Raw genomic sequence first — 22852 nt, forward strand, 5'->3', positions numbered from 1 at the left:
GTGTGATTTTAAATGATGTTTCAGCAGTTATTCATGATGTAGTGTGCCATTTTTATTTCTTTTGATACATAATTTACTGATTTAGTTGGTTTATGTTACTTAGTACTAAAGTATGGAAAACAAAAATGGGTTATTGCGCTAGTTTTTAGAATGCTTGCTTTACAGTATACTCATTTTGGTGTTCTATAATCCGTCAGTGTGAGATGGATCTTGGGCGAAATTATGGATTTTAAATATCAATCTGCGATGCAAACAATATTAAATTGGTGGCAGGGCATTACTGAATTATCAACAAATATGCCTGTCGTGATCACGCTTTGGTTAGTTTTGGCGGCCTCATTAACGAATATGTTGGTGATGTTGGTACTATCGCGAAAACTGTCTGCCAGTAAAACATTACTGACATTTTCAGCTACGCCGACACTTGTTCTTGATGTAAAAAAAGCCTCGATACGTTATGCGAATCCAGCAATAACTAGGCTTTTTGACCGAGATAATAAGACCAGTCATATTGTTGCTCAATGTTGTTTCGAACGGCTATCTGAACTCTCCGGTGAAACGTCTATCACCAATGATGTATTTCATATAAAGCAATTGAAGAAAACGCTGCGTTATAGTGCGGTGCAAATTAATTATCAAGGTCGCCGTGCCTGGTTATGTCAAATTGATCATATCGATACTAACTCTTCCTCTATCTCACCTTGGGATTTGGATGGGCAGATTATTCAAACTTTATTTTCGTCAAACTCAGCGTTTATTCATATCAAAACATTAGATGGTCTGATCCTGAGTTGTTCACCATCATGGGCCTCGCAATTTGAGCGGTCGGTAGAACAAGTGAATGGTCACTTTGAACATGACTTTTACAGTGCCTCGAAGCTCGAGCAAATTAAGTCTTGTGAAAAGTCTGTGCTTATCGGTGAAATACAAGAATATGAAGAGTGGAGTATGGTTGATAATAATATTTTATTGCAGACCACTAAGTCCCCATTGTATGACGAGCATAAAAAAGTCGTCGCGATTTTAACTGTATCGCATGACCAAACGGAAATAATGGATCTGAATGAACGTTTATTGAGTGAAAATGGTGAACATTTACGTATTGAAGCGGAATTAAGTCGTAACAATAGTTTATTAAACTCGGTGATTAATGCGACGCCAGATCCGGTGGCATTTATGAATGGTAACGGCAAATATGTTGGCGCAAATAATGGATATTGCGAAGTGGTTGGTGTTAAACATGCCGATTTACTGGGCATGGATAGACAGCAATTGTTCACTTGCGATAAAAGATCTTGGTTGTTGGAACAAGAAAATCAATTGTTGGAGGATGGTAAATCTGTTCGTTATGAAGAGTTACTGCATCTTGCAGGCGAAGAACCACGCTGGTATGAAATATGTAAACAACGCTATCTCAACAGCACTAATGGTGAGAGTGGAATTTTAATTATTTATCGTGATCTGACCGAACGTAAGCGTATCGAACATGAACTAGAGCAGGCGATAGAAAAATTTGATGAATTAAGTTCAATTGATGAACTGACTAAAATTGCTAATCGACGTACGTTTGATAGCAAGCTACAGCATTATTGGTCAACGCATCATCGAGAGGTCAAGCAGATGTCCTTGTTGTTCTGTGATGTCGATAGTTTCAAATTATATAATGATAATTACGGCCACCCGATGGGGGATGTTGTGCTCGCAAACATAGCACAAGTGATGGATGAGCAGGTTCACCGTGGTGCAGATTTAGTCGCGCGTTATGGTGGCGAAGAATTTGCGGTTATTTTACCTAATACCGATGAGGAAGGGGCTATTCGCCTTGCCAATAAAATCATTGTGGCGATTGAACAACTGGCAATTACACATGCTTATTCTAAGGCGTCGAAATATGTCACCTTAAGTATTGGTATTGCGACTATGTGTCCGGAAAGCGAAAGTTCGGAGGCACAATTACTTGAAAATGCGGATAAGGCTTTGTATCTTGCGAAAGAGCATGGCCGTAATCAGTGTTGGGTTTACCAGGAGCAAGTGCAGGACAGTGCTATGGTCGAATTAAATTTTGATCTCATAAAACCATAGATTTATTAAAACCTTAATTTTCCGCTAGTTTGCTTATAACCTATCGTATATTATTAATTATCTAGATAATTTTATTACTGTGGGTAATCCATGATTAAAATCAGAGCCTGGGCTCAATACTACGTTGATATGCTTACTAAGTTGGGTGTTATACGCTTTAGTATTATCTCTGCGGCCACGACTATTTTCTTTTCTATCATGATCCAAGCAAGCATTAATTATATTTTGCGTGGCGAAGTGCAACTTGATGATTTGTATGCGGCTATTTTATTCGCCATTATTGTCACGCCTTGGGTGGTATTTTTCCTCTCTATAGTTGTCCAACAACTCGAAGATTCACGTAAACGACTCAGTAAAATGGTTTATAAACTGCAAGAAGTACGTGCTCGCGATTTACAGTTGCAACAAGAATTACAAGTAAACCTGATTGAACTTAATGCCGAATTTGAAGAGCGTAAAAAAGCAGAATCAGATAGAAATCAAGCTTTCAAAGATTTAGAAAATGAAGTATTTCAGCGTGAACAGGCGCAATTAGTGGTGGAAGAGCGCTCTGCGTTAGTGCGTTCATTTATTGATAGCTCGCCTGATTTGGTTTATTACAGTAATGAACAAGGGCAATTTTCTGGCTGTAACTTAGCCATGGAATCGTTAACGGGTAAAATCGAAAAAGAGCTTATTGGTTTTACGCCGTTTGATGTTTACGATACCGAGATTGCGGCTAAATTTGCTGCCACCGATAAAGCAGTATTAAGCACTCAGCTATCTGAAACTTACGAGCAATGGTTAACTTATCCTGATGGCCACAAGGCGTGTTTTGAATTACGTAAAGTCCCTTTCTTTGGGCGTCGAAATGAATCTATCGGTGTCCTTGGTTATGGCCGTGACATTACCGAACGTAAGAAATACCAAGATGCATTAGAAAAGGCCAGTCGCGATAAAACCACTTTTATTTCAACCATTAGTCATGAGTTAAGAACCCCGTTAAACGGGGTTGTTGGTTTAAGTCGGATCTTACTTGATGGCTCGCTCAGCGAAGAGCAGCGCCAGCACTTAAATACCATTTATGTTAGCGCGCAAACAATGGGTAATATCTTTAACGATATTATTGATTTGGATAAGTTTGATCGCCGTAAATTTGAGATTGTTAACCAACCGATTGAATTTAGAAGTTTTCTTAACGACATTAAAACCTTAGCCTTGTTACAAGCAGAGCAAAAGGGCTTGGTATTAGCATTTGATATATTTGGTGAGATCCCTGATTTTATCAATGCAGATGGTACTCGATTACGCCAAGTGTTATGGAATTTGGTGTCGAATGCGGTGAAGTTCACCGATTCTGGCGAAGTAAGTATTCGAGTTTTCACCAGCGAAGAAGACGGTAATCGCATTGGTTTAACCTTTGAGGTTGAAGATACCGGTATTGGCATCTCTGCTGAAGGCCAGGATAAAATATTCGCTATGTATTATCAGGAGCAGGGCAGTAAGCGTGCTACCGGTACTGGTATCGGTCTGTCTGTTGCTAAAAGTTTAATGACTGCGATGGGCGGCGATATTTGGGTCAGCAGTGAATTAGGTGAAGGTGCCTGTTTCACAATCGAGTTTGATGTTGATGGCGTAGAAAGTTTACAGCCGATTGATGTACCAGAAACGGAACAAACTAAGCTGTCGATACTACTTGTTGAAGATATCGAGTTAAATGTCACTGTGTGCACCGCTATTTTAAATAAATTAGGCCACAGTGTGGCTGTCGCTATTGATGGCCAATCCGCTATCGAAATGGCAGAAAATAATCATTATGATTTAATTTTCTTGGATATTAACTTACCGGACATGACTGGTTTTGATGTGATTAAAACCTTACGTGAAAATGACGCTCTTGAATTACCACCAGTTGTGGCGTTAACGGCGAATGTCATTAATAATCGTCAAGAGTATATCGATAAAGGCATGGATGATGCGATCAGTAAACCATTATCGATCAATGCTGTAACCGGGGTCATTAGTCGCTTATTTAGCAGTTTAGAGCAGGGGGCTGAATCACCGCTTAATTATGTTGTTGATGAATTGGTCGATGAACAAAAAATGCTTGATGAATATCTTGATGTTGATTTATTACAGCAATATCTGGATACCTTAGGCAAAGATTTATTACTGGAAAGTGTGCGCTTATTTGAACAAACCATGCCGCACTATTTAACCTTGTTAAATACGAATTTAACCGCACGAGATCAAGATGCGATCGTTGATGAAGCACATAAGATTAAAGGCGCTGCAGGCTCAATTGGACTGACTCGTATTCAGCAGGTGTCACAATTAGCGCAGTCACCAGAACAGCCGACGTGGTGGCAGAATATTGATGACTGGGTTGAACAAATTAATACTGAATATCAGCATGATGTTAACCGTCTGAAAACTTGGATTGCTAATCAGGATGGATAACCAAGATGGATAAATGGGATTCGTTTACTAATTTTATTACTTTATTGCTGGTTTTTCTGCATGCGGTGATCATTATATTAGTTTCATTTCGGGTTATCACTAAACGCCGTTCTGCCAGTATATCGTTAGCCTGGCTATCGGTGATTTATACGTTACCGTTTGCTGGGGTGGTGATTTATTTGATTTTTGGTGAGCTGTACCTCGGTAAAAAACGGGTACAACGCGCCGAAGCAATGTTTGATCCTTTTACGCAACAGATTAATCAATGTGCTGCGCCGTATTTAGTACCTTATGATGAGAATAACAGAAGTTTAGTCACGCCCTTGCGTGAGTTGATTCATGGGCGTTTTAAAATGCCTGGCGTCACAGGTAATCAACTGATGTTATTAACTCGTCCACACGGTATTCTCGAACAAATAATTGCTGATATTAATGCTGCGAGCCAAGTTGTCTACCTTGAATTTTATATATGGGCGGTGGGTGGAAAAGCGGATGAGGTGGCTGTCGCGCTGATTAATACTGCTAAACGGGGGGTTGATTGTCGTGTCATGCTTGATTCTGTGGGCAGTTCGGCATTCTTTAAAAGCCATTGGCCGCTGCAATTTAAGCGGGCGGGTATTCACCTTATTGAAGTCTTACCCGTTGGTCCTATGCGGATATTCTTTCATCGCCAAGATTTACGTATGCACCGTAAACTTATCGCTATTGATAGCCATGTTGGTTACACCGGTAGTATGAACCTAGTTGACCCACATGTGTTCAAGCAAGACGCTGGAGTGGGTGAATGGGTCGATATAATGATCCGCATGCAAGGCCCTATTATTCCTATTACAGCCTCACTACTCGAATTTGATTGGGAGATGGAAACGGGTGAAAGCTTAGTTAAAAATATGCTGGTAAAATGTAAGGAAAGCCCTGTATTTGATGAAAAAAGTCATGTGCAAATGATCCCATCTGGGCCTTATGTTGATGATGATAATATCCATCAAGTATTAGTTTCAGCAATTTATTCAGCGCAAAAATCATTAATTTTAACGACGCCTTATTTTGTTCCTGATGAAGCTTTGCAAGCGGCACTTAAAACTGCCAGTGCGCGCGGTGTTAAAGTACAAATCATTCTGCCAGCAAAGAATGACTCACGTATGGTCGATTATGCCTGCAAAGGTTTTTTTGAAGAACTGCTGGCTTGTGGTGTTGAAATATATCAATACCAAAATGGCCTACTGCATACCAAAAGTATTCTGGTCGATAATGAGCTATGTTTGGTGGGGACGGTTAATTTAGATAAACGCAGTTTTTGGCTCAACTTCGAAGTAACATTACTGATTGACCAATCACCTTTTATTGCCGAACTGTACCAACTACAGCTATCTTATATCGCTCATTCGCATAAAGTATGCCTAACGCAATGGCAACAACGAGGCCGAGTACAACGCTTTCTAGAAAGCGTATTTTATTTATTCAACCCGTTGTTGTAATCTTGAATAACAAAAATAATAACAAAACTCATCATCAATAAAAGAGTAGGAATTAAGATGAAAAAAGCAATTTTAGTCGTATTCACAGTCCTTGGCTTAGCTGCCTGTGCTAACACAGAAACCACGCCTGAGACAGCAAAGGCATTACCAACATTACCAACTTATAGTAATAGCTGTCCTGATGAACGTCCACAGATGTGTACGATGGATTACCGCCCAGTATGCGGTACAACTGAATCGGGTGAATTGAAAACATTCAGCAATGCGTGTGGGGCATGTTCTGATGCAACGGTACGTGGTTTCACTGAAGGTGAATGTAAATAGTCTTAGCTAAATGTTGCTGTCATTTAAGTTGTCACTAACGTTTAGATAGAAAAAAACCAGTGAAGTGATTCACTGGTTTTTTGTTTAATGATTTTCGGTATTGATATAACTGATTTAAAGATCGCTTATTTAGCGATGACTTATTTAGAGATAGTTATGCATCAACTTGTAATTCGCGTGCCAATTTAGCGTCTTGGCAGCCTTTAATTGCATCTTGAATTAAATCTAATGCAGTGCCATTGTATTCAGGTAATTTCACGTCAGATGTCGCGATAGGCGTCGTTCTTTCGCCCCACTTGATCATCGTCGCGCCCCAAGTTAACCCCCCACCAAATGCAGCTAATAATACATTATCACCTGCTTTAATACGGCCTTCTTCTAGTGCTTCACACAGTGCAATTGGCACTGTTGCTGACGAAGTATTGCCATATTTATGCACGTTCACCATTACTTTTTCTTTGCTGGCACCCATACGTTTAGCTAAGAAATCAATAATACGTAAGTTAGCTTGATGAGGAATAATAAAATCAACATCTTCTGGGGTCATATTGGCTTTTTCTAAGGCAATCGCAGACGCTTCACCCATACGGGTTACCGCACGTTTAAAGATCTCTTTACCTTCGAAGTTGAAATCAAATAGCCCATCGATATTTTTGAAACGCGCTCTGTCAGTACCAAAGTTTGGCACGGACAGGATGTGTCCAGCATCACCGTCACAACCAATTTTGTTACTTAAAATACCTTGTTTTTCTGTGCTTGATTCTAGGATCACAGCGCCCGCGCCATCGCCGAATAATACGGCTGTACCACGCTCTGTCCAGTCAAGGAAATAGCTGATGCGCTCGGCACCAATCACTAATATCTTGTCCATTTGGCCGCTTTGGATAAAGGCGTTAGCCGTACTCAGGCCATATACAAAGCCGGTACACGCTGCATTCATATCAAATACAGCCGCGTTAGTTGCGCCTAATTTAGCTTGTACTTTTGATGCTGCACTCGGTAGTGTGCAATCCGCGGTACAAGTGGCAAAGAAAATACCATCAAGTTCAGATGCATCAATACCTGCTGCAGCGATCGCTTGGCATGCTGCAACGTAAGCAAGTTCTGATGTACTTACATGTGAAATTCTGCGTTCCTGCATACCGGTACGAGATTGAATCCATTCATCATTCGTATCAAGAAAAGTGCTTAGGTCATTATTTGTTAGCGTCGCGGGCGGTAAGCATTTACCCCAACCGGTGATATTTGCATAGTGCATTAAAATTTACCTATGTTTGTGACTGGATAATACAGAGCGGGTCGTGAAATATACGCAATACGAAGTGATTTAGTATTTAATTATACGCTGTTTGGCAGAGTGCCAATTCGGATAATTAATCTTATTAACCCAATTATAGAGGTTAGTCTTTGAAAGTGGTAGCTAATTTGTCGTATCTGGGATGTATGTTGGGAAAGTTGGATACAAAAAAGGCACCGTTTAGGGTGCCTATCTTTGCGTTAATACAGCCTGTCACTGGTGATGACGAATATTCCTGGGTAAGGATTGTTGCCTGATTGGTTGCAAGAAGGGTACTTCTATCACCGCATCGACCTGGGTTAAGGTGTTTGCTAATCAGCTTTTGGCGTTATCTTTAACTGGGTTTAGTATAGCCATAACGATTTGGAATGTGGTTGCGATGTTTGCATTAATTGTCACTTTGTTAGCAATTACATTTGTATTTACACTATTTATTGGCAATAATTAACCCTTATGTTGTTTTGGTGCGCTATTTATATTCTTACTTTCATTAAATGGAAACGACAATGACCAGAGACGTTGGCTGCTTATGCCTTTATAACGTGTGTAATGTGATAATACGGAGATGCAAAGATGAAACTTGATCGTACGGATAAATTAATCTTAAACTTAATTCAAGAAAATGGCCGGATCAGTAATTTAGAGTTAGCTGATAAAATTGGTCTGTCTGCGTCACCTTGCTCACGCCGCGTTAAGCATTTAGAAGAGTTAGGTTTAATTGATAAACATGTGACCTTGCTTGATCAAGCTAAACTCGGTTTAAAGTTGACGGCTTATATCCACATCAGTATGGATCGTCATACGCCAGAGCGATTTGATAATTTTGAAGCTGAGATTGCCGCTATTCCTGATGTGATGGAATGTTGTATTATCACCGGTAGTGATGCAGATTTTCAGTTAAAGGTGATCGTGCCGGATATGGATCATTACCAAGAATTATTGTTAGGGAAGTTGACGCGTATTAAAGGTGTAACAGGGGTGAGATCGAGCTTTATGTTACGGAATGTCTTAAGTCGAACTGTATTGCCGCTCGACCATATTAAATAATTGACTTAAATGGCTCAGCTTAACGGTGAGTTACTGAGCCTGATAAATGATTAACTTGCTGTCGCAAGGTATTTCGTTTTTGCTGATTGATAATCGGCAATAACACCCGCCATCACTGATTCTTCGTAAGCGATCAGGCCACTTAACAACATTACTTTTTGACCAGTACCGACTTTATCATCACCTTCGTAAAAATCGAACTTAAAGGTCACGCTTGCACGTTTACCTTGTACTTCAATAATAGCTTCATCAAATTTAAGCTCAATGCGATTAACTCGTACGCGAGTCATGTTTATCTGCATTGATTTATACATGATTAAAGCACGAGCAGGATTAAACATCAGGTCTTTTGAGCGCATCAGCGGCACCATGATGTCAGGAAAATTTTTACCTGAAAACTGCACGTATTCTTTAATGATTTTACTGATTATGTTTTCATCATGCGATGATTGACCACCGAGTTCTAATTCCATAAAAGATTTTTGTTCTGGATTTAGTATTTCAGTTTTATTGTCTAGTAGCGGGGAGAATACCAGGTCAGTGTCGTTTTTAACCATGCCGGTAAAATCAATTTTCATTGTTTCAGATAAACCGAATTTAGCCAAAGACACAGCAAAAAGTAAGTCGCCAGGTACACAAAAACGTTTATTATCCACATCATGGATCTTGTTATAATCGTTTGCTACTGTTTTAGCAAAGCGGCTAGCTTGTTGTTGAGTAAAGCGAAAAGAGCTGTCTTTTTGAGAATAGAATTCGTTTAGAAACATATTTAATTAAGCTACGATAATGAAAACACCAGTTTACATTAATTTTGCTTATAGGCAGGTCGATCCAGTTGCAAGTACGATTTTTTAAAGTGCAGACTGGATCACGCAGTTAGGTTATTTCTTCACATCAGGAGTGACACTTCTCAAAATACCAATGCCGGTGTTAAATAAAGTCGAACTGGTTTTTATCAGCGTTTCAGCAGGCATGGTCGCAGCTGAACCCATCATGGTCGGAATAAACTTTTTAAACGAGTTGTCGACGCCGTCTTCGACTTCTTTACTGAGCTGAGGTAAGAATTCATCAATGATTTGATCGAGTTCTTGTTTTACATGCGCCTCTAGTTCTGGCTGAATTTCGGCAATTTTAGCTTCGATTGCATCGGCAATATCTTTACTTATTTGTGGTGATACTTGGCTAATCGTTGCTTCAGCCTCTTCTTTTACTAACGCTATTTGGGTGGCGATATAAGGTTTGATGACCTGATTGAAGACGTAGATAAAGGCCACTGCTGTAAAGATGCTGCTGAGTAAGGCGGTAAAGATAATTGTGAGCATAATGAACCATTAGATTAAAATAAGTCATTAATATTAACAATTTAGTTAGTTGTGTAAAGGTAAATATGCAGGGAAGTAGGGATAGACCCATAATGCGAATGAGTTTATCCCTATTGACGCTAGTACAGGCAGGCTAGAATACGACAGTGCGGTTTTCATAAATAAATACACGTTCTTCAAGTACCAGACGCAGTGCTTTACTGAGTACTGATTTTTCTACGTCTTTACCTGAACGCGCCATATCTTCGGCACTGTATTTATGATCTACGTGGATCACGTCTTGTAAGATAATTGGACCTTCATCAAGATTATTGGTGACGTAGTGGGCGGTTGCACCAATAATTTTGACGCCACGTTCGAATGCTTGCTTATAAGGCTGTGCCCCGATAAAAGCAGGTAAGAACGAATGATGGATATTAATTATCTTATTTTCAAATGCAGACACAAAATTGGGCGTTAAAATCCGCATGTATTTTGCCAAAATAACATAATCTGGCTGGTACGCAGAAACGGTTTCAATGATCTTTTCTTCGTGTTCTTCGCGGCTAATACCAACATGAGATATCGTGTGATAAGGCACATCAAATTTTTCGGCTAATTCAGCTAGGTTATCGTAATTACCAACGACTGCTGCGATCTCGACATCTAAACCGCCGTAATAATTCTTCATTAAAATATCACCAAGGCAATGCGCCTCTTTAGTGACTAAAATAACGATGCGTTTACGACTTGCTGAGACGAGTTTACGGTGTGAACCTGTTGGCAATGCGCTATCTAGGTCGGCAAGTAAAGTTTCATCGTTGAATATACCATCGAGCTCGGTACGCATAAAAAATCGATTATGGGTACGATCGACAAACTCAGTGTTGTTACTGATGTTGAGTTGGTGTTTGTAACAGATGTTGGTGATCTTTGAGATAAGCCCTTTTTGATCGGGACAATCCGCCAGTAATATTTTCTTTTCCATGATTTCTACTACTTTAATTTGATGTTTAATTGTGTATGGCTAAACGGGGTACTTTATTCTTGTATTCGTTTAGCCATATTGGCTGTGTATCTTATCGAACTTTAATGCTTAATATCGAACTGTAAATGTTAAACCTCGATGTCGATAACGCAGTATTTGTTACTGCTATTAGCCACAGCATTTCTTGTGTTTTTTTCCACTTCCACATAAACAAGCATCATTACGGCCTTGTTTGAGTGGCGCTGGATTTAGCTCACCGTGAGTGTAAAACCACTGCTGGTCTTGAACGATGAAGTTAGAGCGTTCATGTAGACATGCTTCATCTTCGCCATCTTGGAACCATGCTTTGAATTCGACGATACCGGTTTCGCTTTCTTCATCACCTTGGCTCATGATTATTTCTAATCGTAACCATTGGGTATTTTCTGCAGTTTCAGCAATTAAATCTTCATTCAAATCGGCAATGAAATCCGGGTGATGCGTTGCCATTAAATAAACAGGCACGTTATGTACATAAGCACTATATCGTGAGCGCATCAATTGCTCGGCAGTTGCCGCTGCTGCTGTACCATAAATGTATTTACCGCAGCAATCTTTGAAAGGCATTGCCAAGCCACAGCTACAAAGTGTATGCATAATGGCTCTTTATTTTGCAGGTGAAACAGGTGCGCGAGTACCAATTAATACGGTACCGTCCTGTTGAAATGAAAGTGCTTCTTTACGCTTTGCTGAAATTAAAATTGCGCCGTCATCGTAGAATAAAAAGTTTTTCCAGTTACGTTTAAACGTGCCCCAGTTCGTTTCAATCATGTTAAAACGTTCATAGCAAAAGTAAACCTTACTGTTATCGTCCCACGCTAAATGCGTTAGCACTGCTTCAGGTAAGTCATTATTATCGTCATCATCCCAAGCTTGCTGCCAGTCAGCCTCTTGTGACCAAGTATTTTGGTCATGTGGCCAATCGCCCTTACCAAATTGATCGGTAAAGTTACATTGTGAGCTAATCAGCTGGCTCCATAGTTGACCTGCTCTAGCCTTACTGAAGGGTTTGATATTAATGAGATCATCGCCGCTAACAGGCAGCGATTTATGATTAAAAATCCATTTTCGAGAATAAGCTTCAAGTTCTATGTAATTCATTTATGGCACTGGTTATAAGTAAAATTATTTTCAGTTTACAACATTATTAACCCTGGCGGTATCAATTACTCAACGGGTCGTAATTAAACGAGCCGCGGTGTTGTTGAAGTGAGTTGCTGTATTATTTAAATTAGCCGTGACGTTATTCAAAAATACTCTAGTGGTGTTATCATAAAATATCAAATAAGACGCAAGGCGTTGTTTAAATAGCCAATTGATTAAATGAAGGTAGCTATAGATGTTTCAACCGAGTCAATTTCAGCCCCAGTGGTGGATCCGTAACGCGCATTTACAAACGATGCTGCCAACGATTAGTCGCCGCAATCTGAAATTAACGACGATTAATGAAAGGCTTGAACTTGAAGATGGTGATTTTCTTGATCTGGCGTGGACAGCCTTGCCTACCGCTGAAAATAATAAACCGATTGTTATCATATTTCATGGGCTGGAAGGTTCTGTCGAATCCCCTTATGTAAAAGGTATCATGCGCGCGGTGACTGCGGCGGGGTGGATCGGTTTGGTCATGCATTTCCGTGGTTGCAGCGAAGAGTCGAATCGTTTATTACGCGCCTATCATTCTGGTGATACCAGTGATGCAAGTTATGTGATTGGTTTGATGGCTAAACGCTATCCTAATGCACCGTTATTCGCGGTCGGTTATTCGCTTGGTGGCAGTGTGTTAACGCACTATTTAGCCCAAACAGGTACAAAATCTCAGTTATTAGCCGCTTCCATTGTTTCTGCGCCATTACTGTTGGCTGAAAGTGCAGAGCGGATTAAAAAAGGTTTTTCTAAAGCTTATCAGCGTCGATTGATTAAACGCTTGCAAGCCAGTGTAGTGCGTAAGTTTGAACATTTAGATATGCGTTCAGCGTTAGATATGACCACCAAGCAAGTGAAAAAGCTGAATACCTTTGTGGAGTTTGACGATCGCGTTACGGCGCCATTGCATGGTTTTAAAGATGCGCTAGATTATTATAGCCAGTGCAGTAGTTTGCAGTTTTTACATAAAATTCAAACGCCGACCTTATTTATTCATGCCGAGGATGATCCGTTTTTAACTAAAAAGGTGATCCCAAAACTTGAAGACATGTCAGATAATATTTTATTTGAGTTAAGCCGTTATGGTGGTCATGTTGGCTTTGTTTATGGCTCTATATTAAAACCAAAGTATTGGTTAGAAGAGCGCATTCCAACTTGGTTTAATGAATTTACAAAAGGTAGTAAACTGTAATGCGATCTTAAGGTTAATGCTCTATTGTTAATGGTAGCGGTTTAAATTCTGCGATAGTTAACAATACAGGGAAAGTAAGATGAACGCTAAAACGGTTAAGGATGTAAACCTATCGGGTTTCTCGATGTTATCTATAGATGAGTTACCGGGTCCTAAAAAAGCCCCCCTCATCGGTAACTTTGCGCAGATCTCACCTGAATCATTTCATACTAATTTAGAACAATGGGCGAAAGAATATGGCCCAGCTTATCAAATGAAACTATTGAATAAGCAATATGTGGTTATTTCCGATCCTAAAGTTGGTCTTGAAATTATTAAACAAAGGCCTAAGCTATTTAATCGCACAGAGCGCTTAGAATGGTTATTTGAAGATTTAGGTATTCATGGTGTATTTTCCAGTAATGGTGAAAAATGGAAGCGGCAACGACGACTTATCATGCCTGCTTTTTCCTACCGTACACTGGCAAGTTTTGTTCCCCACCTAAAGTCATTATCGATTGATTTACAAACCGCGATTGATAAAAAAATTGCCCTCGGTAGCGCATTTAATGTGCATGAATTATTACAACATTTCACCATAGATATTACCACAGGCCTGGTTTTTGGTTATCAAACCAATATGTTGTCGGGTAGTTCTGATACGACGCTGCGAGATAATATTGATCGTTTATTTAGAGCGCTCAATAAACGCGGTAAATACCCGTTTCCGTGGTGGCGTTATATCCGCACAGCAGAAACTCGCCGAGTTGATAAAGCCCGTGAAGAGGTCTATCAGTTAGCTGTCAGCATGATAAGTAAAGCCAAGGCCGAACTTGCTGAAAATACTGCGCTTGCAGATGAACCTGAAACTATTTTACAAGCGATGATCGTGGCGAGTGACAGTGAGGAGGGGAAATTAACGGATGATGAATTATTTGCTAATATTTTAACCTTGTTACTCGCGGGTGAAGACACCACGTCTAATATGCTTGCTTGGACCTTGTATTATTTAGCGCAAAACCCTGACTTACAACAGCAAGTGATTGATGAGGTATCACATGTTTGTGGTGATATCGAGATGTTGGATTTGGCGGCGTTAGAGCAGTTCGACGTGATTGAAGCAATATTACGTGAAGGTTTACGGCTAAAAGGGACTGCGCCGCTGATATCTGCAGAACCAACGGAAGACACAGTATTAAGTAATGGCATTAAGTTACCCAAAGGTACGGCTATTTTTATATTAACGCGTCCCGGTGGATTAGATGAAAAAGTGGTGGAATGTCCCGAACAGTTTAACCCGGAGCGTTGGTTAGCAAAACCGGATAAACCAGTGTGTCCTCATTTACAAAGTAGCCATCTGCCATTTGGTGCGGGGGCGCGACATTGCCCTGGTGAACGTTTAGCGATGATGGAAGGCAAGGCGGTTATTGCACGTCTATGTTGGTACTATGTAATTAGCCAACCAGAACAGGCGCCTGAAGTAGGTGAAGAGTTTGCATTCACCATGCGACCAACTAATTTAACGCTGACATTAACACCACGTCAATGATATTTAGCAATAACTAACATTGCGCTTTCAAAGTCAGAAAGCCTCCATTAAATAACGCTATTAACGGGGGCTTCTTGCTTTGCTAACTTATTTGACAATCAATACTGGGCAATGCGCATGACGGGTAACCGATTCTGCCACACTCCCTATTAATATATGTTCTAAACCAGTGCGACCGTGGCTAGCAATAACAATCATGTCGCAATCAAAATCGATAGCCGCTTGGACGATCTCTGTTGATGGGTGTCCTTCGAGTACCGCGGTATGTCGTGGCAAGCTTGGCTTGAGTTCAGTGGTGAGTTCATCCAATTTTTCTTGGGTTATTTTGAGCATATGTTCGTGAATGTCACTCGGTGTGATAGCGAGTACTTGAAAACTATCGAAGCCATGGATCTCATTAATGACACTGACTAAATGCAAGGTAGCATCATGTATGATTGCCATTTCTGCAGCGTAGTTTATCGCTTTATTTGCCGTGTCTGAGAAATCGGTCGGGCAAAGGATGTTGTTAATGGTCATGATGAAGCTCCTGGTTAAGATGGGACTAGCAAGTAGTCGTGAGTAATGTATCTACACCTTTAAATATACTTATTTGGGGCTAGTAAACTGTTACTTAGATCATAAAATACTATTTAAATATACTAGGATAGCTATTTCAGTATAGAACAAGGAGATGTTAGTTTTGAAAAGAGTTATAGACTCGATAATTATTATGGGGCGGCATAAAAATGGAGGGGGGACACGAATTAATAATTGAGCTTAGTATCGATATAAATGATGACTACGTGTCTTGAATGTCCAAGCTATATTCGCATTTTTAGTAAATTTGAGTATATAATGCATCCCCCTATTTTACCTGCTCTATAGAGACTGTATATGATTGCGCTGTATGAAAACCCTCGATTGTTTTATATTGGTGATTGCTTGATTATTGATCCAAAGAAGCAAACTATCAGCAAAGATCAACAAATACAAAAAATTGAGCCGCAATTGATTCAGCTATTACTTTTGCTGGTTAGTGCACAGGGTAATATTGTTTCACGAGAACGGATATTTGAAGCCGTTTGGCCAAATATGGTGGTGACTCAAAACTCACTAAATCAATCCATCAGTAAATTACGAAAATTATTAGGTGATAACAGTAAGTCACCAGAAATGATTATAACGAACCCACGTAAAGGTTACTCATTTATCGGACGGATTAGTTTTCCTGAAGACAGTATTTCAACGGTATTCGTTGATGAGGTTGCCTCTTTATCTGCAAAAAATATTACCCCAAAAAATAATAAAGCGTTAGATACTGAGCCTACAAAGTTAAAAAAATATCCCAAAGTGAGTGTTAAGTCTATTGGCTATAGTCTTATTTTTATCCTCATAGCCGCGGCTTTCGTTATCTCGCTATGGCCACAAAGCAATAAAACCATCGTCGTATCTCCCGCTTTAATTATCACGCGTTCAGGTGAGATCCCTGCGGATCCGATTAGCCATGCATTATCTGGATTTTTGTTTTATGGGCTTAAGAATTCGTTTGCAGGGGAAAATGTAGATGTGCGCTTTGAATGTTCAACCCCCGCAGCAAAACAGATTTGCCCTGAGAGTTATCATTTTGATCGTAGTCAAGTTATAGAAATAAAACCTATTTTGCGGTATTCCGGAAACATGTTAAAGCTGAACCTGGTTATTGATGGCGTTAATGCTGATATTGAACTGACAACGAAATCACTCTCTTTTGATCAGCTTGATGGAGAATTAGATGATTTATTGCTGCAGTTGTTGGATAGGCTAACAAGTAGTGAGAATAAAAAAAGGGTATTAGCGATAGCGTTTTCTAACTTAAAGAAACCCCATGACCCGACTAAGTCTATGGACCGATTGCAATTAACTGCCTTGGCGTACAGCCAGGATATTGAAGACAATACTGAATTTGTAGCTAAATTAGCGCAATCAACTGAAAGTTGTAATCAAGATTGCCCATTGGTATTTGGTGCTTATGGTCGAGTATTATTAAATCAATATATTAAGAATGAAAATGCGCAAACACTAAAAAAATCAATTGAATATTTACAGCAAGGGCTACCTGATAAGCTTGATGATACGTGTTTGAAATTAGCGGTTGCTTATGCGTTATCAGGTGATTTACAAAGGGCTAACCAATTATTGTTGTCAATCAAACAGGTTTCTTTTTTTCGTGTAAAAAAAGCCTTAACTTATTTTCTGGCAAAAAATTACTTAAAGACAAATCCAATTAAACCGCGTCTTAAGAAGTTAAATCGAGTAAGTGAATATTTACTAAAAAAGGCTGAAGATCACAACACGCGTTGAATTAACAACGCGCTTATCGATCTGATTAGATTGAATAGGAGTTATTTAAGGTTATTTGGCATTACTTGGTAGCCGACCTCAGATTCCCACTTTAGTGAAGGTAGTGTCGCCGAGCGCTCAAAGCGAGCGATATCGCCATCTTCTGGGCTATAAATAATATCTGCTGTCATGGTGTTCATTTGTGCGCCTATATAAATTACCTGAATGTTATCGCCGTTAGTAACTTCATGATTTGGGCAGGCATTGTTAATGGCTTGCAACTGTAAGCTTGTTAAATCTGTAACTTCTTTTTGAGGGTTAAGTGCCGTGTTAGTCACTACAACAAGTCTTCTCATCGATTCCAGACCTAGCTTGGTACTATCGAGCAACTCGGTGGCTTCGGATTGAGCAAGGTTGTCTTCAACCGATGCTACCTGGCCATTATAATCAATCATTGCTAAGCAAATGTTGGATGCTTTTGCAGACAGGTTTGAATGTTGAAAACGGTTAACAAAGCTGATTTGACCTTCGCTTCTATGCTCATCAAAATCGACATTACCTTCGATAAATGCCACTGGTGGTTGACCGTCAATATCGGTAACACGAGGTAAAATTAATATGTGGCCAGCTTCTTCATTACCACCTGTAATTTGGTCTTTAACTTCCCATGGCACATTGGCATTTAAATCTGTAACCTCGACATCTAATGCGGTGTCTAGATTGCTATTTTTAATTTGGATACTATGGTCATTACCATTTTTCCATTCAGTTTGGAGCATATCTGCACGTGCTTCGGGCAAATCGGTTTTTATGTATTTTGTATATTCGCCGTTTTTGCCTCCAGCGGTCGGTAGGGCAATCGTGAAATTTACTTGTTCATCACGTAAATTGACGATGTTTAATCTTAAGGGGGTGTAGCCTGCGCGGATATCTTGTATGCCATCTTCAAAGATAACAGTGCTATTAGTATTCGGTGGTGTTGTTTTGTTGCTGTCGCTACTACTTGAACCACCACATGCCGTTAGAAGTATTGTGCTGGTAGCGAGTAGTGTTAATTTAAATCTATTATTCATGTTACATCCCGTCATTGAAATATTTATTACATATGCTTCCAAAACAGTTTATTAATACCAAGTACACTGGCCTGTTTTGAGATTGACGGCAGTTTATTGAAAATATTGTGAATATTAAAATCAACTTAAATCAGGAAAAATCAATAAAGGTGAACTCACTGTAATCCTTTGATATGAATGCCAAATGCTTGAGTGTGAAGAGTAGTGAAGATATGTTTATGTTGAAATAAGGTATTTGAATGAGTAAGAATATTGAAGATATATAAAGAAAAGGTAAGGACTAGCGAATTATTACTGCGCCTCTTTACAGGGACTCTGATACGTCGCTAGCCTTAATGAATGCAGTTAGAATTGCATGGCCATTTCTGCAGTCGTATTACTTGCTAAGTTATCGATAAACTCGACACTGACTTTACGGTCGCGTGGATATTGAATTAACTCTCCGAGTTCTGCACTCGCGAGATCGGCACCAAATGATTGCACCTGGATATTCAATTCATTTACGCCAAACGCAATCAGTTTATCTTGTACTGCGACAGCTCTTTGTTGCGCTAAATTTTCGTTTAATTCTTCTTTACCACTTGGGTCTGCATGACCTGACAATACGATACTGATGCTTGGATTTTCAATCAGGTAATCGGCAATTTGCATTAATCGTGCTTGATTGGTGTTATCGATCGCACTTTGATTTACTGCAAACAATAGGTCGAGTTGTAAAGCATCCATGACCAGTTGTTGGTTTACTTCTTCAGTTTCAGAAATGTTTTGAATTTGTTTATCCAAAATCAAAACATCATGTTGCAGTTGATTATTTTGTAATTCACTGGCGAGTAAATCCTCTGTCATTTGCTGATTTTCAACCATCAACTGGTCAGATTCAATCGACTTATCCCACGTGTTATTAATCCAATCACCTGCAGCGACACCAAGTACTAAACCAATTGGGCCGCCAGCAATGGTGCCGACGATAATGGTTGATGAAAATACGCCCGCCTTTTCCCAATTTGTTAGGGGTTCCTGTTCTGCTGCGTTTGCTGAGATGCTGGTACACGCCATTGACGTAATAAGTAATGTTTTTGCGAAGATTGATTTTTTCATGGTCAGTTCCCTTATTGATGTAAGACTGCTTAACAAGCTATGACTCTATTAAAGCAACCAATAAAGGCTTTTTACTGCCAACAAAATGACAAGTTAAGTATCAATAATGACGAATAATGACAATGCTCGAAAACATTAAACTTCAAGAAACTAAAGTGGATTAAAGTACTTTTCAGTGAGTTGGGATATGAAATTGAAAAATGCAATCTAGCTGTTACCGCTATCACTCAATTAAAACCAATAAAAACAATGTGTTGTAGTTGTTGCTTACATTCGCTTACATTTAACTGAAAGATATCGTGTATGTTTACATTATGTTAATGGAGTTATTGCTCAATACGTTTGTTTTAATCCAATTTAGGTCATTATAAATAATGAAAAATAATAATCCCCCTCACTTCTCAACTGAACATTTACAAATTGGAGACCGTATAAAATTAAGAATTAAATATATAAATTGCAGTCAATATGAGCTCGCACGTTACTGCAATGTCACTGTTCGCACTGTATATAACTGGTGTGAAAACAAGTCAACCCCAGAGTTAAAGGTGATTACATTACTGTGCTTTAAGCTCCAATCTCATATCTCTTGGCTTATTACTGGACGTGCAGATCGACATCAATGGGTCGATGAGTTTCCTGAAGGTTTTTTTTATTTTCTTAATGCGATTAAAGAAATGCCTGTAGAAAGTAGGGGGAATGCGCTGCGCAGTGTTTTTGACATGGTTGTTAACTTATATACTCAGGTCAATAGTCGAAATAGTCTGTCCATAAGGAATATAGATAATGGTGTACCTTTAGATTTAAGTTATTTACAAGTTTATGAGCATGAAATACAAGAAGAATTGACATTTTGTGAACGATTAAAGTTACAAAAGAGACACTTTAATCTGTCAAATAATGCGATAGCGGTAGCTTGCAATGTATCGGATAAAACGGTTTATAACTGGAGTATAGGAAGGTATCTACCTAGTCTTGAGTCATTACCATTACTTTGTAAAGTACTTAATGCAAACTTAACCTGGTTGGTAACAGGGGCTTGTGATGTACCACAATGGTTGAATGTAGAGCAGATTGAGTTTAAAGATATGCTCAATCAATTAAATAAACTACCGGTGAGGATAGCCCGCCAAGTGTTAAGACTTACCTCGATAATTATAGAGGAAATTCAAGACGCAGCGATATAGATATGCAGATGAAAATAACTTCATTTTATATTTTTAATATATGGAATGAACTTTCTTTCGATCGTGTAATTGTGTTGAAACAACCGCCCATTTAATTAAAAAAAATTTTATTTGTTAAATAAAGTTGGTAAGGTTGTTGTGAGAAGTATGTTTTTTAATTTTATGATATTAGGGATAAATATATGCAATTAGAATCGAGTAATGCTGTTGGAAATATTAGAATTGGTGATGTTGAGATTAACCTTCTAAATGGGATGATTAAACCCAAAGTATCACAGTATAAACTTGATAGAATCGGTAGAAGAGAAGTAAAAGCACTTAAATTATTACTTGATAATAAAAATGATATAGTGAGCAAGTTGATGTTAATGGACTTGGTCTGGGGTGAACAGATCGTAACTGAGAATTCTCTTGCCGTTGCCATGTTTAACTTAAGAAAATTACTAAAAAAATACGATGAAAAAAAGCATTATACATTAGTGAATGTAAGCGGTTATGGATATGGAATTTATTCTAACAATCCTTTTTAGATATAATAGTTTTTTATCCTGATCTTACTATATAGCATGAATAGTGACTCTATTATTACTAGATTATTCTTTAATTTTAAAAGTTGACAATAAATAAATCGTTACTAAAGGCTGACTAACTTTATATCTTATGATTATTGATAATCAGCTCACATTAATTTCAATTTCTTAACTTTAAAATGGTGCTCCTATGTGAGGTTATATTACTATTACACATGAGTAATATAGAGTGTTTTACTCAACGTGTTAAGCCGGTTAAGTTAAACAATGCAACCTTAGTATTACAGCTATCATGTTAATTTTTTAACTCATAAAAATTTAATACGTGCTTATATTCACTAGTAATATGCCATTTATTTTGTCATTCTATTAATAGATTTATTACAAAATAAGTTTATTTAGACCCAATCTAGGTCATTTATCTACAATGAAAAATAATAATCCGCCTCACCTTCCTGCTGAACATCTCCAAATTGGAGACCGTATAAAATTAAGAATGAATCATGTTAATTGTAGTCGCAGTGATGTGGCTCGTCGTTGTAATGTAACAGAACGGACTGTATATAATTGGTGTGAAAATAAAAGCCACCTGAATTAAAAAATATAAGTGCTCTTTGTTTCACACTTCATTCTCACATTCCTTGGGTTATAACTGGGAGCATCAGTCAATATCAGTGGGTAGATGATTTCCCTGAAGGTTTTTTAGATTTTCTTCATGTTATTAAGAGTGTTTCAGTTTACAACCGAGGTCATGTACTACGTAGTGCTTTTGATATGATCGTAAATCTAAATGGCCATATAAACCTAGCAACTAATAAAGTTAACACTGTTGATTTTTCGAAAGACAGAAAAAAAAACTATAAACATGAACAAAAAGAAGATATTTACTTTGATGAACGTTTTAAATTGCGAAAACATGATTTAAGTCTGACTAATAAGGATATTGGAGCTTACTGTGGTGTGTCTTCTAAGACTATATATAATTGGAGTATTGGAAAGTCATCTCCTAATATCGAATTATGCCCACTTTTATGTGACATTTTGGATGCAAACCTTAGCTGGTTAATTACGGGTACTTGTGATATTCCACAATGGTTAAATGTACCTCAAGAAGAACTTAAAGAGATACTTTATCAATTAAATAAATTACCACTTAGAACTGTTAGCCAGGTTTTTAAATTAACGTCTTTAATCGTTCAAGAGTTCGAACAGCTTGTTAGTGAAATGTAGTGGCTTAATTTACAGTGTGAGTTTAATGTATCGTGCTTGTTGGTGAAAATAATTTCTTTTGTTGGTTTGAAATCAATGAAAATTATTTCCGGAAGTTTAAAAAAAAGTTTGTTTGTTAAACTAATTTAGTAGTATCCATATTGAATTTTTATTTAATATAAATGCTATGACGAAAGGTTAAAATATGAACTGTCAGCTTGAAAAATCAATTGGAAATATTAGCATCGGAGACGTTGAAATTAATGTTTTAAGTGGTGTAATTACAAATAAAAAAATGCAGTTAAAATTTGATCGCGTTGGACGAAGAGAGGTTAAAACACTTGAACTATTACTTGATCATGAAAATGATGTAGTAAGCAAAATTATGTTAATGGACTTGGTTTGGGGAACTCAAATCGTAACAGAGAACTCTCTTGCCGTTGCCATGTTTAACTTAAGAAAATTACTAAAAAAATACGATGAAAAAAAGCATTATACATTAGTGAATGTAAGCGGTTATGGATATGGAATTTATTCCAATAATTCTTTTTAGACATGAAGATCCTCTATCATGTAATTACTTTTGGATACAGGGT

At 38.4% G+C, this 22852-nt stretch carries 22 protein-coding genes; 13 read left to right on the forward strand and 9 right to left on the reverse strand.

The genetic code is table 11. The features are described 5' to 3' along the window. The first annotated feature begins 222 nt into the window (after positions 1–222). The 4 genes from JFU56_RS09330 to JFU56_RS09345 all read left to right on the forward strand — a co-directional run bounded on the left by JFU56_RS09330 (position 223) and on the right by JFU56_RS09345 (position 6323). Positions 223–2082, forward strand: a complete 1860-nt coding sequence (locus JFU56_RS09330) for a sensor domain-containing diguanylate cyclase (protein WP_198437020.1) — start codon at positions 223–225, stop codon at positions 2080–2082. 90 nt (positions 2083–2172) lie between these two features. Further along, a complete protein-coding gene (gene arcB / locus JFU56_RS09335) occupies positions 2173–4521 on the forward strand; it encodes an aerobic respiration two-component sensor histidine kinase ArcB (protein WP_198437021.1) in 2349 nt (782 codons plus the stop codon). A gap of 5 nt (positions 4522–4526) precedes the next feature. Next, entirely contained in the window at positions 4527–5999 is a 1473-nt protein-coding gene (cls, locus tag JFU56_RS09340; protein ID WP_198437022.1) for a cardiolipin synthase, read from the forward strand. A 57-nt stretch (positions 6000–6056) separates the two neighbouring features. Continuing rightward, entirely contained in the window at positions 6057–6323 is a 267-nt protein-coding gene (locus tag JFU56_RS09345) for a hypothetical protein (protein WP_198437023.1), read from the forward strand. A gap of 154 nt (positions 6324–6477) precedes the next feature. Here the strand turns inward: JFU56_RS09345 and JFU56_RS09350 are convergent, their stop codons facing one another. Further along, positions 6478–7581 (reverse strand): ketoacyl-ACP synthase III, encoded by a 1104-nt coding sequence (locus JFU56_RS09350; protein WP_198437024.1) that lies wholly within the window; start codon positions 7579–7581, stop codon positions 6478–6480. 612 nt (positions 7582–8193) lie between these two features. On the opposite strand from JFU56_RS09350, the gene JFU56_RS09355 reads away from it, so the two are divergent. After that, on the forward strand, positions 8194–8667 hold the full coding sequence (locus JFU56_RS09355) for an Lrp/AsnC family transcriptional regulator (RefSeq protein ID WP_198437025.1): 474 nt from the start codon (positions 8194–8196) through the stop codon (positions 8665–8667). Positions 8668–8717: 50 nt separating this feature from the next. Here JFU56_RS09355 and JFU56_RS09360 read toward each other — a convergent pair whose 3' ends face one another. The 5 genes from JFU56_RS09360 to JFU56_RS09380 form a co-directional block, all read right to left on the reverse strand. Beyond that, entirely contained in the window at positions 8718–9434 is a 717-nt protein-coding gene (locus JFU56_RS09360) for a DUF3581 family protein (protein WP_198437026.1), read from the reverse strand. A 114-nt stretch (positions 9435–9548) separates the two neighbouring features. Next, positions 9549–9989 (reverse strand): hypothetical protein, encoded by a 441-nt coding sequence (locus JFU56_RS09365; protein WP_198437027.1) that lies wholly within the window; start codon positions 9987–9989, stop codon positions 9549–9551. 133 nt (positions 9990–10122) lie between these two features. Beyond that, on the reverse strand, positions 10123–10956 hold the full coding sequence (gene purU / locus JFU56_RS09370; RefSeq protein ID WP_198437028.1) for a formyltetrahydrofolate deformylase: 834 nt from the start codon (positions 10954–10956) through the stop codon (positions 10123–10125). Between the two features lie 168 nt (positions 10957–11124). Further along, complete coding sequence (locus JFU56_RS09375) at positions 11125–11592, reverse strand: YchJ family protein (protein WP_198437029.1); 468 nt, start codon at positions 11590–11592, stop codon at positions 11125–11127. 9 nt (positions 11593–11601) lie between these two features. Further along, the gene (locus JFU56_RS09380; RefSeq protein WP_198437030.1) at positions 11602–12096 is read right to left on the reverse strand and encodes a DUF2947 family protein; all 495 of its coding nucleotides are present in this window, start codon (positions 12094–12096) and stop codon (positions 11602–11604) included. Positions 12097–12334: 238 nt separating this feature from the next. Here JFU56_RS09380 and JFU56_RS09385 point away from each other — a divergent pair, with 238 nt between their 5' ends. Together JFU56_RS09385 and JFU56_RS09390 are read left to right on the forward strand one after the other, a co-directional pair. Then, entirely contained in the window at positions 12335–13330 is a 996-nt protein-coding gene (locus JFU56_RS09385; RefSeq protein WP_198437031.1) for a hydrolase, read from the forward strand. A gap of 79 nt (positions 13331–13409) precedes the next feature. Next, the gene (locus JFU56_RS09390) at positions 13410–14858 is read left to right on the forward strand and encodes a cytochrome P450 (RefSeq protein WP_198437032.1); all 1449 of its coding nucleotides are present in this window, start codon (positions 13410–13412) and stop codon (positions 14856–14858) included. 87 nt (positions 14859–14945) lie between these two features. On the opposite strand, the gene JFU56_RS09395 is transcribed toward JFU56_RS09390, so the two are convergent. Then, the gene (locus JFU56_RS09395) at positions 14946–15377 is read right to left on the reverse strand and encodes a universal stress protein (RefSeq protein ID WP_198437033.1); all 432 of its coding nucleotides are present in this window, start codon (positions 15375–15377) and stop codon (positions 14946–14948) included. Positions 15378–15734: 357 nt separating this feature from the next. On the opposite strand from JFU56_RS09395, the gene JFU56_RS09400 reads away from it, so the two are divergent. After that, entirely contained in the window at positions 15735–17180 is a 1446-nt protein-coding gene (locus JFU56_RS09400; protein WP_198437034.1) for a transcriptional regulator, read from the forward strand. A 41-nt stretch (positions 17181–17221) separates the two neighbouring features. Here JFU56_RS09400 and JFU56_RS09405 read toward each other — a convergent pair whose 3' ends face one another. Together JFU56_RS09405 and JFU56_RS09410 are read right to left on the reverse strand one after the other, a co-directional pair. Continuing rightward, positions 17222–18232, reverse strand: coding sequence for a hypothetical protein (locus JFU56_RS09405; protein ID WP_198437035.1), 1011 nt, complete (start codon positions 18230–18232; stop codon positions 17222–17224). A gap of 345 nt (positions 18233–18577) precedes the next feature. Continuing rightward, complete coding sequence (locus JFU56_RS09410; protein ID WP_198437036.1) at positions 18578–19330, reverse strand: OmpA family protein; 753 nt, start codon at positions 19328–19330, stop codon at positions 18578–18580. Between the two features lie 374 nt (positions 19331–19704). Here JFU56_RS09410 and JFU56_RS09415 point away from each other — a divergent pair, with 374 nt between their 5' ends. The 5 genes from JFU56_RS09415 to JFU56_RS09430 all read left to right on the forward strand — a co-directional run bounded on the left by JFU56_RS09415 (position 19705) and on the right by JFU56_RS09430 (position 22809). Beyond that, complete coding sequence (locus tag JFU56_RS09415; protein WP_198437037.1) at positions 19705–20517, forward strand: helix-turn-helix domain-containing protein; 813 nt, start codon at positions 19705–19707, stop codon at positions 20515–20517. 182 nt (positions 20518–20699) lie between these two features. After that, positions 20700–21047, forward strand: a complete 348-nt coding sequence (locus JFU56_RS09420; RefSeq protein ID WP_198437038.1) for a winged helix-turn-helix domain-containing protein — start codon at positions 20700–20702, stop codon at positions 21045–21047. A 496-nt stretch (positions 21048–21543) separates the two neighbouring features. Further along, a complete protein-coding gene (locus JFU56_RS23065) occupies positions 21544–21645 on the forward strand; it encodes a hypothetical protein (RefSeq protein ID WP_242065937.1) in 102 nt (33 codons plus the stop codon). 176 nt (positions 21646–21821) lie between these two features. After that, entirely contained in the window at positions 21822–22277 is a 456-nt protein-coding gene (locus JFU56_RS23070; RefSeq protein WP_242065927.1) for a helix-turn-helix domain-containing protein, read from the forward strand. A 184-nt stretch (positions 22278–22461) separates the two neighbouring features. Beyond that, positions 22462–22809: a winged helix-turn-helix domain-containing protein gene (locus JFU56_RS09430; RefSeq protein ID WP_198437039.1), complete on the forward strand. Its 348-nt coding sequence runs from the start codon at positions 22462–22464 to the stop codon at positions 22807–22809. Positions 22810–22852 lie beyond the last annotated feature (43 nt).

Origin of the sequence: Moritella sp. F3, from assembly GCF_015082335.1 — a bacterium.
Lineage (GTDB): Bacteria > Pseudomonadota > Gammaproteobacteria > Enterobacterales > Moritellaceae > Moritella.